This is a genomic window from Flavobacterium sp., assembly GCF_027484205.1.
Classification (GTDB): Bacteria; Bacteroidota; Bacteroidia; order Flavobacteriales; family Flavobacteriaceae; genus Flavobacterium.
Window position 1 is genome coordinate 47,366 of record NZ_JAIXUB010000004.1, and the last position, 13,715, is coordinate 61,080.

Genomic DNA, 13,715 nt, shown 5'->3' on the forward strand with positions numbered 1-13,715 from the left:
ATGAGTGAAACAGTAAAAACAGGACATCCAAAAGGACTTTGGGTATTATTTGGAACTGAAATGTGGGAAAGGTTCAACTTCTATGGAATGCGAGCTATCTTAACCTTGTTTATGGTTAATTCTCTTAGGATGCAAGAAGCAGATGCTGCAATTATATATGGTGGTTTTTTAGGACTTTGCTATTTGACACCAATGTTGGGAGGATTTATTGCGGATAGATTTTTTGGTAACAGAAACTGTATTTTACTTGGTGGTGTGATGATGGCTATCGGACAATTTTTATTGTTCACAAGTGCAAGCGTATTTGGCGCAAACTTATCTCTGGCAAATACCTTAATGTGGTTAGCGTTAGGAATTATTATTTTCGGTAATGGATTCTTTAAACCAAATATTTCTTCAATGGTTGGGAGTTTATATCCAAAACAAGAAAAAACTAAATTAGATACTGCATTTACAATTTTCTACATGGGAATTAACTTAGGGGCATTATTTAGTCAATGGTTATGTCCATTGATAGGTGATGTAAAAGATGCTGGAGGAGTTAGAGATATTCATGCTTTTAAATGGGGATTTTTAGCTGCTGGGATTGCAATGGTAATTGGAACAGCTGTATTTTATTTTTTAAAAAACAAGTATGTTGTAACTCCAGAAGGAAAACCTATTGGAGGTTTGCCATCAAAAAACGAAGCTGATGATTATGAAGAAGGCGAATCTCAAAAAGCCGTTTTCTCTCAAAAAGCTTTGGTAGGAGCAGTTATAGCTTTCATTGGTTTAGGGTTGTTGTTTCACTTCGTAGTCGGACAAAATTTAATCTATTCAATAATTTACGCTAGTGGTTTGTCATTGGCTGGATTAATTATATCTGATTCTTCACTTACAAAAGTAGAAAGAGATAGAATTTTTGTAATTTACATTGTTGCTTTTTTCGTAATATTTTTTTGGGCTGCGTTTGAACAAGCTGGTTCTTCTTTAACTTTTATTGCGGATAATCAAACAGATAGGACGTTTTTATTTGGATGGAAAATGCCTGCATCTATGGTTCAGATTTTTAATGGTTTGTTCGTGGTAATTTTAGCGGTTCCTTTTAGTATGCTTTGGGATAAATTAAGAGCTAGTGGAAAAGAACCAATTTCTCCAATGAAACAAGCTTTTGGTTTGGCTTTTATAGCTTTAAGTTATTTTATTATAGCTTTTAATGTTAAAGATTTAGGTAATTCAGGATTATTAGCTATCAAATGGTTAATTCTTTTGTATTTTATTCAAACTTTAGGAGAGTTGTGTTTGTCTCCAATTGGATTATCATTAGTAGGTAAATTATCTCCAAAAAGATTTGCATCATTATTATATGGTGTATTCTTCTTATCAAATGCAGCTGGTTATGCTCTTGCAGGAACATTAGGTTCAATTCTTCCTCCAACTGGGGATAAATATATTGCTGCTGAGAAACAAAATATTGATTTGAGAGCTATTTTAGACGAGAAGAAAGTAGCTGATGGAGCAGAATTATTTGCTTTAGCAAAATTGAATTTAGCAAAAGTTGATAATGATAAAGCAAAGGAATTGAAATTAGATGTTGAGAAAAAAATAAAAAATATAACTGAATTTAAAAGTCAAAAAGAGATTGCTAAAAAAGACAAAAAAGAATTTGTTAGCAAATTCACTGCCACAGATACAACTTTTACAGCTAAAGAATTAGACATTATAAAAGAAAATAAAATTATAAGTGCAACGTATCCGAATTTTGCAGGATTTAAAATAAAAACTTTATATGAATTTTTTATGGTATTTGTTGTTTTATGTGGATTGGCATCAGTAATTTTAATTTTATTAGTTCCAAAATTGAAAAAAATGATGCACGGCGTTCGCTAGTCATTATTTAAAAATATTTTTATATCTTTCAAACCTACAAGAATTCCTTGTAGGTTTGTTTTTTAAATTGAATTATTATGTGGAAAAGTCATCCTAAAGCATTGCCTTACTTATTTTTATCTGAAATGTGGGAACGTTTTGGTTATTATTTAATGATTGGAATTTTTACGTTATATCTTAAAGATGTTGAAGCTGGTTTTGCTATGACAGAGAAAGAAGCTTCCGACTTGTATGGAACTTTTATCGCTTTAGTATTTTTAACGCCTTTCATTGGTGGGCTTGTTGCCGATAGATATTTGGGCTACAAAAAATCAATTGTCATCGGTGGAATAATGATGGGTGCAGGATATTTTATGATGGGAATTCACAGTTTACCAATGTTGTATTTAGCTATGACTTTAGTAATTGTTGGAAATGGATTTTTTAAACCAAATATCTCGACATTATTGGGTAATTTCTATAACGAAGACCAATACAAAGAAAAGAAAGATGAAGGTTATAACATTTTCTACATGGGAATAAATGTTGGAGCGTTCATTTGTAACTTTTTTGGTGCCGCTTTACAAATTTTATTGGGTTGGCAATATGCTTTTATGGCAGCAGGTGTTGGAATGTTCATTGGTGTAATAGTTTTTCTTTTAGGAACAAAACATTACGGCGATAAAACTGAAAAGAAAGGAATTCAAGAAGGCGATATGCCATTTTCTAAAATTGTGTTATATATTTTAGTTCCGTCAGTAGTCTTTGGAATTATAGGTTGGTTGTACAAAGGAGTTCAATCAGATGCAAATCTAGATAGTGCTATTTTTGGTTCTGATAGTACAGATGCTTTTATTTTTGCATGTCTTCCTGTAGTTTATTTTTATGGTAGTTTGTTTTTCAAGGCAAAACCGGAAGAGAAACGACCAATTGGAGCTTTGCTTTCAATTTTTGCAGTGGTGATTTTATTTTGGGCTGTTTTTAAATTAAATGGTTCTGCATTAACGACATGGGCAGATAGATATACTGATAGGGAAATTAATGGAACAACTCAAACAGTTTTTAATAACTTAAAGTTAGCTAAAGAAGTTGAGTATAAAAAAGATTCAACTGAGTTATATGATGCAAGTTTCAGAATTCAAAAGGAGAACGGAGTTGTAAAAAAAGAAGTTAATTATCCAGTTTATTTTAGAAATGTAGCAGAAGATAAAATACCAACAGAAGATTCTAAAGTATCACTTTGGGCAACCAATTTGAGTCAATCCATAAATCCTGGTTGGGTTATCATATTAACTCCGCTTGTTGTTGCCTTTTTTACCTTTTTACGAAGTAGAAAAAAAGAACCTTCTACGCCAACAAAAATTGCTTTCGGATTATTAATTTCTGCTTTATCTGTTTTAGTAATGGTTGCTGCAGTTCATATTGGAAACAATGGAACAGAGAAAGTATCGGTTTGGTGGTTGGTCGCTAATTACGGAATTATAACAATAGGAGAACTATTTCTCAGTCCGATGGGATTATCAATTGTTTCAAAATTATCACCAAAAAATATTACTGCTTTAATGATGGGTGGATGGTTTTTATCTACTTCTATTGGAAATAAATTATCAGGAGTTTTAGCTAGTATGTGGGATCAATATGATGATAAAGCCAATTTCTTTTGGGTTAATTTCGGATTGTTAATGTTTGCAACAATACTAATGTTTGCCTTAGTGAAAAACTTAAATAAAGTAATGAAAGACCACGGAATTAATTAATTATGGAAATCAATCAATCAATAGAAGAAATTCAAGATTTTAAAGGAAAATATCCAAAACAATTGTGGTATTTATTTTTCAGTGAAATGTGGGAACGCTTCAGTTTTTATGGAATGCGTGGAATGTTGTATTTTTTTATGGTTAACGAGTTGTTGATGAATAAAGAAGTAGCCAATTTACAATATGGAGCAACTCAAGCTTGGGTTTATGCATTTACATTCATAGGAGGATTATTCGCTGATAAAATTTTTGGTTTTAGAAAGTCTTTATTTTGGGGTGGATTGTTAATGATTGTTGGGAGTATTATTTTAGCTATAGATCCTAAAGAATACTTTTTTTTAGGTGTTAGTTTTACAATTGTTGGAACTGGTTTTTTTAAACCAAATATTTCATCAATGGTTGGTAAATTATACAAAGATGGTGATAATAGAACTGATGCTGGTTTTTCATTGTTTTATGCAGGTGTAAATCTTGGTGCAATTCTTGGAGGCTATTTTTGTATAGCTATAGGGAAAAGAGAAATTTTTGCATCTCAAATAGAAAAAGGTTTTGAGTGGAATGTTGCTTTTGGTTTAGCATCAGTAGTAATGGTTATAAGTTTATTAACTTTTACACAAACACAAAAAAGTTTGGGTGAAATTGGTTTTTCACCATTATTACATCTTAATAAATCTAAAAGGAGATTTTATGAATGGAGTACATATATTGGCTCTATTTTGATTGTACCAATAATTATTGTTATGGTTTCTAATACTGTTTACACTGATTATTTTATGTATGCTATTGGTCCTATTTCAATTTTGTATTTAGCATATGAAATGAGAGGATTTTCTATTACTGAAAATAAAAAACTTATAGCAGCCGTCATTTTTATGCTTTTCTCAATTATTTTTTGGGCATTTTTCGAACAAAGTGGAGGTTCATTAAGTGATTTTGCTGCTGAAAATCTTAATAAAGAAGTCTTAGGATTAGAGCTAGATCCTAATGGTGTTAATAATTCTGCAAATTCTGTTTTTGTTGTAGCATTTGCCGCTTTACTTGGTATGGTTTGGTTATGGATGGCAAAAAGAAAAATAGAACCTAATACGGTTATTAAATTTGGTTTAGCATTTTTATTTCTTGCAGGTGGTTTTTGGATATTTTATTATACCAAATTCTTTGCTGGAGCTGATGGAAAAACGTCGCTTGATTTATTTACTTTTGGATGGTTTATAATCACTTTTGGAGAGCTTTGTTTATCTCCAATTGGAATGTCAGCCATGACAAAATTATCTCCACAAAAAACACAAGCAGTAATTATGGGAATGTGGTTTTTAGCAAGTGCTTATGGTCAATATTTTGCAGGATTACTTGGTGCAAACATTGCAAAAGCTTCTAAAAATGCAACTAATTTAGAGAAACTAAACGTATATGCTGATGGATATTATCAATTAGCAATTTATGCACTTGTTGCAGGGATTATTCTAATTATAATTTCACCGCTTATTAAAAAACTAATGCAAGAAGTAAGATAGCCACCATTTTTTGGTATTATTTTTGAATATATTTGTAAAAAAAAAGAAATGAAGAAATTATTTATAACATTATTGTTTGTCGTTTCATCAATGACAATTCAAGCGCAAGAAAAATTAACTTGGTATACTAATATTGATGAAGCTATTGCTGTATCAAAAATTGAAAACAAACCTTTGTTTTTATTTTTCACAGGAAGTGATTGGTGTGGATGGTGTATCCGACTTCAAAAAGAAGTTTTTAAAACTCCCGAATTTGAAGCTTGGGCAAAAGAAAAAGTAGTTTTAGTTGAGTTAGATTTTCCTAGAAGAACTCCTCAAGCTGATGCCTTAAAATTGCAAAATAGTCAATTGCAACAATTTTTCGCGATACGTGGATATCCTTCTGTTAGAATTGCTAAAGCTGGCGCGCCTATTGATGGTAAAACTAGTTTTGAACTTCTTGGAGAAACTGGATATTTAGCTGGTGGACCAACAGTTTGGTTAGATGGAGCCAATAAAATGGTTGACAAGTTTGTTCCTTTTACCGAAGAAGAACAAAAAGCAGCTAAAAAAGCAGCTAAAAAGAAAAAATCTGATAAAAATAAAGCATAATTTATCTCAATCTATAAAATCCCTTTTCTGAAGTATCATGAAAAGGGATTTTTTCTTTTCTGCAAGTTGCTTCCCAAATTTTCACATATGATTTGAAGTTCGATGCATCAACAACAACTTGTTTTGGTTTCCACATCTGAAATAAACGTTCTAAATTCAATTTAGGTGATTGGGTTATAATTAAAATATCAGGTTTTATTTCTTCAGAATAACAAGCAGTGCTGTCCATCAAAAAGATTTTCTTATTCTTGAAATAATATAAATTAGAAAGCTCTCTCTTTTCATTTAGTTTACAATAATTTGCAACTAAATAGGATCTTAAAACTAAATTGTCATTGGTGGTATTTAAAATACTGTCATTAGCAAAAAGTGTAACATCATTACCTTTTCGTTCCGTAATTAATGTGTTTTTCTTCCTAGTGAAAACTATAAATTCACTAGTGTTTTGATTAGAATAATTAGCGTAAAAATAGGAAGTTTGTAAAACAATAATTGCAATTAAACCAATTGCTAGTTTTTTGAAATTAGGTTTTTTAAGATATATAATTATTGCAAAAATCACTAAATACCAACTTAACATCACGTAAGAATTTAACGGAATATCTTTCAATATAAAGTCTTCGAAAGAAGCAACCCAAGCTATAATTTTGTTCAATAGCCAAATGCTACATTCAAGTAATTTCATTATTGGAAACAAAACTATATCAAAAGCAGCAAGCACTATCACTACAACACCAAGTGCAAGAATGAAACTTAAAAAGGGTAGAATAATTAAATTGGTTATGAAAAATAAACCAGGAAATTGATGAAAATAATAAATGCTAATAGGAAAAGCTCCTATTTGAGCAGCAAATGAAACTGTTATTATTTCCCAAAAGTAGTTTGCAATTTTGTTTTTTGGTGTCCAAATGGATGCTAAAAGCGGTTGAAACCAAACAATAAAAAATAATGCAATATAGCTCAATTGAAATCCAATGTCGAATAGAAAGGAAGGTTGAAAAAGTAGAATTAATAAAGCAGAAACTAACAAAGTGTGATAAATATTGATGCTTCTTCTAAGAAACATTCCAATAGCTACAAAAGAAAACATTGTTACTGAACGAACTACTGACGGAGCTAATCCTGCTAAAATTCCAAATGACCAAAGCGATATTAATACTATGATTAATTTTAATGTTAAACCTTTTTTAGAATTTGAAATAGGTTTCAATAAAAAGTTTACAAATATTAAAATAAATCCAACGTGCAACCCCGAAACCGAAAGAACATGAACGGCACCAGCATATTGATAATCTCTAACAATATCTTTTGAAATATCTTGTTGTTGTCCAAGAATCAAAGCGATAACAACGCTTAATTCTCGTTTGTTGAAATTATTTTTTTCAAGTTTGTGAATGATTTTATTTCTAAGTTTTGAAGCATAATAGTTTAAACTTTTCTCAACTTTAGAGCCAATCATGATTTTGCTTACATCAGTATAAATTTGAGCATAAATCTGTTGATTTTCAAGATATTTCCCATAATCAAATTGATCAGGATTAAAGGGATTTCTATTCTTATAAAATGTCCCATTCACTTTTAAATAAGAACCTAGTTCTATATTTGATAAAGCGTTACTTTTTTTAATATTAAGAATTATTTTACCATAACTTTTCTCCTCATTTATTGCCATAACTTTTGCAATATAACGATCATTATTCAATGTGTTTTTTAATTTTTCACTAATAATAACTTCAAAGGAATATTTGTTTTCTGAATCTAAATTTTTCTGTAAATAATGATTAGGATTAGAAGGTTGAATATTTGAAACTAAAGTAAATCCTCCAATAAAAAAAGAGGTCAAAAGTGTAAATAATCCAAAATAAATGCTGGTTTTCTGGTTTTTTGAAATAATTAAATAACTAATTATAAGTAATAAAAAACTTGAAAGTAAAGGAATTAGAATTGTTTTATAACTTGGTTTTATGAGATGAGAAAAAATTATTCCTAAAACAAAACTGAGGGTTACTTTAACTAATGGAAATTGGAGTACTTTCATGAAATAAAAGTACCTCGAAGTAATTATATCATCCTTTACATAATTACTCTAAATTATTGATTATTGATATTAGTTATCAATTACTCTATTAATATGTGAAAAAGATTTTCGATAATAGTCTTCCTTTAAAGAGGAGATAATTACACCTTTTTTTGTAGAAGAGTGAATGAATTTAATGTCATCATGATTACTATCCACGATAAGTCCAACATGGTTTATTTTTGATGAACCACCAGTTTTAAAGAAAATTAAATCGGCTTTTCTTGCATCTTCTTTTTTAATTCGTTTGCCATAATTTGACATTTCAATTGAAGTTCTAGGTAAAATTATTTCCTCTTTTTTATAGGCAGTAAAAACTAAACCAGAGCAATCAAAACCATTTTTAGTAGTTCCTCCAAATTTATATGGAGATCCAAGATTGTCTTTTGCGTTATCAACTAAATTGTCACTTAATTCTATTGCTTTCTTGTCAGAATTTGATACAGAAGAATGTGATGACTTACAGGATGCAAAAACAAAAACTACTAATAAAAGATATAAAAAATGCTTCAATGGATACTTATTTAATGTTTTCTACAATAAGTTTAGCCGTTTTTTCACTAGCGCCAATTCCGCCAAGTTTTTGTTCTAACTCATCATATTTTTTTAGTAAATGTTTTCTGTGGTTTTCCTCAAGAATTTTGGTCAACTCAACTTTAATCCTCTTAGGATTACATTCATTCTGAATCAATTCAGTTACCACTTCTTCATCCATAATTAAATTTACTAACGAAATATATTTTAAAGTAATAATTCGTTTTGCAATTTGATAAGAAATCCATCCACCTTTGTAGCAAACCACTTCTGGAATTTTGAAAAGAGCTGTTTCTAAAGTTGCTGTTCCTGAGGTTACTAAAGCGGCATGAGCATTACTCAATAAATCATAAGTTTTATTGGATATAAATTTGATATTCTTACCTTTTAAAAAGGTTTCATAAAAAGAAAACTCTTGGCTTGGCGCACCGGCAATCACAAATTGATATTCTGAAAAATCATCTACAACGCTTAACATTAGCGTCAACATTTTTGAAATTTCTTGTTTTCTACTTCCGGGTAAAATTGCAATTATCGGTTTGTCATCTAAATTGTTTTCTTTTCTAAATGATTCTGAATCAATGGTTTTTCTATTGTGAATTGCGTCAATCAATGGATGACCAACAAACTCCACAGGAAAATTATGTTTTACTTCATAAAAATCTTTCTCAAAGGGAAGAATTACATAAAGTTTGTCAAAATCACGTTTGATAGCTTTAATTCTACTTTCTTTCCAAGCCCAAATTTGAGGAGAAATATAATAATGTGTTTTAATTTTTCTTTCTTTCGCCCATTTTGCTATTCGCATGTTAAAACCAGGATAATCAATGAAAATTATCACATCAGGATTAAACTTTTCGATATCCGATTTGCAAAATTTGATATTATTTAAAATAGTTTTTAAGTTCATTACTACTTCAGCAAATCCCATGAAAGCTAGTTCTCGATAATGTTTCACTAAAGTTCCACCAACATTTTGCATCAAATCGCCACCCCAAAATCTAATTTCTGCATTGGAATCTTCTTTCAACAATGCTTTCATTAAATTGGAACCGTGTAAATCGCCTGATGCTTCTCCTGCAATGATATAATATTTCATATTAAAAATTGTTCTTTAGCTGTCATATATGTTATCGCCTTTTATTTATTGGTTGTTGCTTACGCAAACTTGTTGTCAATGGCGATTTCATAAAATTACAAAAATAGTGTAGTTAGTGCTAAAATAATTGTTGCCATGACAACACCTCGAGCCATTAATTCTTTATTTTTTTTCAGTAAAATGAAGAACATGATTATGTTTAAAACAGCTCCAAGTGCCATAACTTTTCCAAGTATTCCTTCGTTTTTTATAATCGAAAAATCTTCAATTAAGTCATACTCGGTTTGAGTTTTTAAAAACAAATACGATCCAACAAAAGCTGAAATTAATCCAATTATTAAACCAATAAGTAAATCTGTTTTTTTCATTTTAAAAATATTTAATATCTAAAATTATAATTCCCAAGTATTTAAAGTTTGTATGGCATGATGTGCTGTCAAATCAAATTGAACCGGAACAATTGATACATAGCCGTTTGCTAATGCAAATTCGTCAGTGTCTTCACCTTTATCTTGATTGATGAATTCGCCTGTTAACCAATAATATTCTTTGCCAAATGGTGTAACTCGCTTGTCAAATTTTTCTTGCCACATAGCTTTTGCTTGTCGGCAAATTTTAATTCCTTTAATTTCTTCTGTTTTTAATTTTGGAAAGTTTACGTTTAAAACGGTTCCTTCTGATAAACCATTTTTCAAAACCTGAAGAGCAATTTTTTTCACAAATGGTTTTATTTGTTCAAAATCGGCATTCCAATTATAATCTAAAAGTGAAAAACCAATGGCAGGAATACCTTCAATTCCAGCTTCAACCGCAGCACTCATTGTTCCTGAATAAATGACATTTATAGAAGAATTTGAACCATGATTAATTCCTGAAACACATAAATCGGGTTTTTGTTTCAAAATTTCATTCACAGCCATTTTTACACAATCAACAGGAGTTCCTGAACAACTGTATTCAGTAATTACTGCATTTTCTTTTGAAATTTTATTCAAATGCAAAGTGTTGTTTATGGTAATTGCGTGTCCCATGGCACTTTGCGGACTATCTGGTGCAACTACAACAACAGTTCCAATTTCGCTCATTACTGAAATCAAAGCTCTAATTCCTGGTGCAGAAATACTGTCGTCGTTTGTAATTAATATTAAAGGTTTCTTTGACATTTGAAGAAAAATTGAATTGTAACAAAAGTAATTAAATTACTACTTACATTACGATACAAATTTATAACTTTGGAGCAATATCAAACTATTTGATAATTACGAATGAGGTTTTAACAAAAAATTATGCGCAACAAGTATTTTATGGCATACTTTTTTATGTAATTTAGTGAAAAATTAATGAATAAAATTATACAGTTTATGAAAAGGAATTATAAAGTAGTATTGCTAATATTAGCATTATGCGTTGGTTTGTGGAGTTTTATTCCAAGACAAGACAAAAACGATCCTGAAAAAGATAAATTGCTTTTAGAGTTATTAGCATATGTTCTTGAAAAAGGTCACTACAGTCCTTTGCAATTTGACGATAAATTTTCAAAGGGTGTTTATAAAGATTATATTGATGCTTTGGATCCATCAAAACGTTTCTTTTTACAGTCGGATATTGATGAGTTTTCAAAATATGAATTAAAGATTGATGACCAAATTTTGAATAAAGAACTTACTTTCTTTGATTTGACCTACACCAGGTTGATGCAAAGAATGGAAGAAAGTAAATCTTATTATAAAGATATTCTTGATGAACCTTTCGATTATACTATTAATGAAGAGTTTAATACCGATTATGAGAAGCTTCCTTATGCAAAATCAAAAAAGGAATTGATTGAAAAGTGGAGAAAGCAAATTAAGCTTTCCACACTTTCTACCTATGTTGATAAACAAAAATTAGAAGAAGATAAAATCAAGAATAGAAGTAAAACTCCTGAGCAAAAACTTGAAGAATATAAAACTAAAATGGGTTCAAAATTGACACCTGAATTAGAAAAGAAGTTTATTGAAAACAATGCTAAAATTGATAATGAAGAACCAAAAACGAATGCTGAGCTTGAAGAAGAAAGTCGAGAAAGTAGTTTAAAATCTTTAAATGATTATTATAATGTAATTAAAGATTTAGATAGAAATGATTGGTTTTCAGTATTTATTAATGCTATTGCAACTCGTTTTGATCCACATACATCTTATTTTGCTGCAGAAGAAAAAGAACGTTTTGATGTTTCAATGAGCGGAAAATTAGAAGGAATTGGTGCAAGACTTCAAAAGAAAAATGACTTTACAGAAATTTCAGAATTAATTTCAGGTGGACCAGCTTGGAGAGGAAAAGAACTTGAAGCAGGTGATGTTATTTTGAAAGTTGCTCAAGCTGATGGTGAACCAATCGAAGTTGTAGGAATGCGTCTTGATGATGTTGTTAAGAAAATAAAAGGACCAAAAGGAACTGAGGTAAAACTTACAGTAAAGAAAACCGATGGAACTATAAAAGTAATTTCAATTATTAGAGATGAAGTTGAAATTGAAGAAACTTATGCAAAATCAAGCGTAATTGAAAAAGACGGGAATAAATATGGAATTATTTATTTGCCTAAATTTTACATTGATTTTGAAGATAAAAATAGTCGTGATGCTGCTAAAGATGTTGCTATTGAAGTAAAAAAACTTAAAGAAGCAGGCGTAAAAGGAATCATTATGGATGTTAGAGATAACGGTGGTGGTTCACTTAAAACTGTAGTTGATATTGCAGGATTATTTATTGATAAAGGACCAATTGTTCAAGTAAAATCTGCTGATGGACGAAAAGAAGTGCTTTATGATAAAGATGCCACAGTACAATGGGATGGACCTTTAGTGATAATGCAAAATAGTTTTTCAGCATCAGCATCAGAAATTCTTGCAGCAGCTATGCAAGATTATAAAAGAGCAATTGTTATTGGTAGTAAACAATCTTATGGTAAAGGAACAGTTCAAAATATTATCGATTTCAATCAATTTGTGAGAGGAAGTAATATGGGTGATTTAGGTGCTTTAAAAACCACTATTCAAAAATTCTATAGAATCAATGGAGGTTCGACTCAATTAGAAGGAGTAAGTAGTGATGTTGTAATGCCAGATAGATATGCTTATTTAAAAATGGGTGAACGCGATATTGAAAATGCAATGCCTTGGGACAAAATTGAACCTGCACAGTATTCAACTTGGAATAAGCAAAGCAATTTTGATTTAGCTATCGCAAATAGTAAGCAGAGAATGCAGAACAATCCTCAAATGAAACTGATTGACGATAATGCTAAATGGCTTGACGAAAGAAATAAAGTAACAGTATATAGTTTGAATATCGATAAATTTAAAGCGGAGCAAAAGAAACTTGAAGAGACTAATAAAAAGTATAAATCTTTAGCAGATTATAGTAATCAATTGCCTTTTACAGCTTTGCCAGATGAACTTGAAATGATGAAGAAAGATAATTTCTTGAAAGAGAAAAAAGAGAGTTGGTTTGAAAGCTTGTCTAAAGATATTTATGTTGAAGAAGCTTTACATATATTAGATGATTTGCAACCAAATGCAAAAAAAGAATTAACTAATAAAATTAAGGTTAAAAATGATAAATTGATAAAATCATAATATCCTTAAAGTGATTAAAAATAAAAGGTGATATTTGATAATATCACTTTTTATTTTTTAAATTTAGTTATAAAAAATCCACCCGAAGGTGGATTTAAATTATCTCAATTTGTTTAATTTCTTTTGAGATTTTTGAATGTCTTCCTCAATTTCAGTAATTTTTAATTGCTGTTTTGTGATTTTTACATTCTCTTTTTCAATTTCTACTGGAGTAAGTTTTCCTTTTGCTTTGTTTTTAGCAAATTTAGATTGCATTTTTGATAAATCTTTTCGTGCTTTTTCAAGTTTACTTTGGTTTTTAGAAACTGCTTTTTCCGCTGATTCTAATTTTTTTTGCTCCTTTTCAATTTTCTTTACTTCTTTTTCAGCTTTTTTCTGGGCTTTTTTTGCTTCTTTTTCAGCCTTCTCAGCATCTTTTTGAGCTTTTTCAACTTTAGCTTCTGCTTTTTCTTGAGCTTTTAAACTCTTTTTTTCTTCTTTCAATTGTTGCTCAAGTCTAGCTTTTTCATCTGCTTTTTGCTTTTCAAGTTCTAATGCTTTTACCTTTACCGAATCAGTTGCTACTGTTGTAATAGTTTCTTGAGCATAGAAATTTTGAAAACACATCAATACGATCGCTGTCAATAATAATTTAATTTTCATTTTTTTTCAATTTAGTTTTATTAAATTCAATTTATA

The 13,715-nt window shown here is 29.9% G+C and carries 11 protein-coding genes; 5 read left to right on the plus strand and 6 right to left on the minus strand.

What is annotated here, in order from left to right:
• The 4 genes from Q0049_RS01965 to Q0049_RS01980 all read left to right on the plus strand — a co-directional run bounded on the left by Q0049_RS01965 (position 1) and on the right by Q0049_RS01980 (position 5,710).
• On the plus strand, positions 1 to 1,869 hold the full coding sequence (locus Q0049_RS01965; protein ID WP_298115954.1) for a peptide MFS transporter: 1,869 nt from the start codon (positions 1 to 3) through the stop codon (positions 1,867 to 1,869).
• 77 nt (positions 1,870 to 1,946) lie between these two features.
• Positions 1,947 to 3,605 (plus strand): peptide MFS transporter, encoded by a 1,659-nt coding sequence (locus Q0049_RS01970; protein ID WP_298115957.1) that lies wholly within the window; start codon positions 1,947 to 1,949, stop codon positions 3,603 to 3,605.
• Positions 3,606 to 3,607: 2 nt separating this feature from the next.
• Positions 3,608 to 5,119 (plus strand): peptide MFS transporter, encoded by a 1,512-nt coding sequence (locus Q0049_RS01975; RefSeq protein WP_298115960.1) that lies wholly within the window; start codon positions 3,608 to 3,610, stop codon positions 5,117 to 5,119.
• A gap of 48 nt (positions 5,120 to 5,167) precedes the next feature.
• Complete coding sequence (locus Q0049_RS01980; protein ID WP_298115962.1) at positions 5,168 to 5,710, plus strand: thioredoxin family protein; 543 nt, start codon at positions 5,168 to 5,170, stop codon at positions 5,708 to 5,710.
• 1 nt (position 5,711) lies between these two features.
• On the opposite strand, the gene Q0049_RS01985 is transcribed toward Q0049_RS01980, so the two are convergent.
• The 5 genes from Q0049_RS01985 to surE form a co-directional block, all read right to left on the minus strand.
• A complete protein-coding gene (locus tag Q0049_RS01985; protein ID WP_298115965.1) occupies positions 5,712 to 7,748 on the minus strand; it encodes a ComEC/Rec2 family competence protein in 2,037 nt (678 codons plus the stop codon).
• A gap of 69 nt (positions 7,749 to 7,817) precedes the next feature.
• On the minus strand, positions 7,818 to 8,300 hold the full coding sequence (locus Q0049_RS01990; RefSeq protein WP_298115968.1) for a C40 family peptidase: 483 nt from the start codon (positions 8,298 to 8,300) through the stop codon (positions 7,818 to 7,820).
• Between the two features lie 7 nt (positions 8,301 to 8,307).
• Positions 8,308 to 9,420, minus strand: coding sequence for a lipid-A-disaccharide synthase (gene lpxB / locus Q0049_RS01995; RefSeq protein ID WP_298115971.1), 1,113 nt, complete (start codon positions 9,418 to 9,420; stop codon positions 8,308 to 8,310).
• 95 nt (positions 9,421 to 9,515) lie between these two features.
• Positions 9,516 to 9,788, minus strand: a complete 273-nt coding sequence (locus Q0049_RS02000; RefSeq protein ID WP_298115973.1) for a hypothetical protein — start codon at positions 9,786 to 9,788, stop codon at positions 9,516 to 9,518.
• A gap of 24 nt (positions 9,789 to 9,812) precedes the next feature.
• The gene (gene surE / locus Q0049_RS02005) at positions 9,813 to 10,583 is read right to left on the minus strand and encodes a 5'/3'-nucleotidase SurE (protein WP_298115976.1); all 771 of its coding nucleotides are present in this window, start codon (positions 10,581 to 10,583) and stop codon (positions 9,813 to 9,815) included.
• A 177-nt stretch (positions 10,584 to 10,760) separates the two neighbouring features.
• Here surE and Q0049_RS02010 point away from each other — a divergent pair, with 177 nt between their 5' ends.
• Complete coding sequence (locus Q0049_RS02010) at positions 10,761 to 13,037, plus strand: carboxy terminal-processing peptidase (protein ID WP_298115979.1); 2,277 nt, start codon at positions 10,761 to 10,763, stop codon at positions 13,035 to 13,037.
• 99 nt (positions 13,038 to 13,136) lie between these two features.
• Here Q0049_RS02010 and Q0049_RS02015 read toward each other — a convergent pair whose 3' ends face one another.
• Positions 13,137 to 13,679 (minus strand): hypothetical protein, encoded by a 543-nt coding sequence (locus Q0049_RS02015; protein ID WP_298115981.1) that lies wholly within the window; start codon positions 13,677 to 13,679, stop codon positions 13,137 to 13,139.
• Positions 13,680 to 13,715 lie beyond the last annotated feature (36 nt).

Bases quoted from the DNA above. Each gene is read 5' to 3' on its own strand.
- lpxB (WP_298115971.1), bottom strand. From the start codon at position 9,420: ATGAAATATTATATCATTGCAGGAGAAGCATCAGGCGATTTACACGGT.
- Q0049_RS02010 (WP_298115979.1), top strand. From the start codon at position 10,761: ATGAATAAAATTATACAGTTTATGAAAAGGAATTATAAAGTAGTATTG.
- Q0049_RS01965 (WP_298115954.1), top strand. From the start codon at position 1: ATGAGTGAAACAGTAAAAACAGGACATCCAAAAGGACTTTGGGTATTA.
- Q0049_RS01980 (WP_298115962.1), top strand. From the start codon at position 5,168: ATGAAGAAATTATTTATAACATTATTGTTTGTCGTTTCATCAATGACA.
- Q0049_RS01975 (WP_298115960.1), top strand. From the start codon at position 3,608: ATGGAAATCAATCAATCAATAGAAGAAATTCAAGATTTTAAAGGAAAA.
- Q0049_RS01970 (WP_298115957.1), top strand. From the start codon at position 1,947: ATGTGGAAAAGTCATCCTAAAGCATTGCCTTACTTATTTTTATCTGAA.
- surE (WP_298115976.1), bottom strand. From the start codon at position 10,583: ATGTCAAAGAAACCTTTAATATTAATTACAAACGACGACAGTATTTCT.
- Q0049_RS02000 (WP_298115973.1), bottom strand. From the start codon at position 9,788: ATGAAAAAAACAGATTTACTTATTGGTTTAATAATTGGATTAATTTCA.
- Q0049_RS02015 (WP_298115981.1), bottom strand. From the start codon at position 13,679: ATGAAAATTAAATTATTATTGACAGCGATCGTATTGATGTGTTTTCAA.
- Q0049_RS01985 (WP_298115965.1), bottom strand. From the start codon at position 7,748: ATGAAAGTACTCCAATTTCCATTAGTTAAAGTAACCCTCAGTTTTGTT.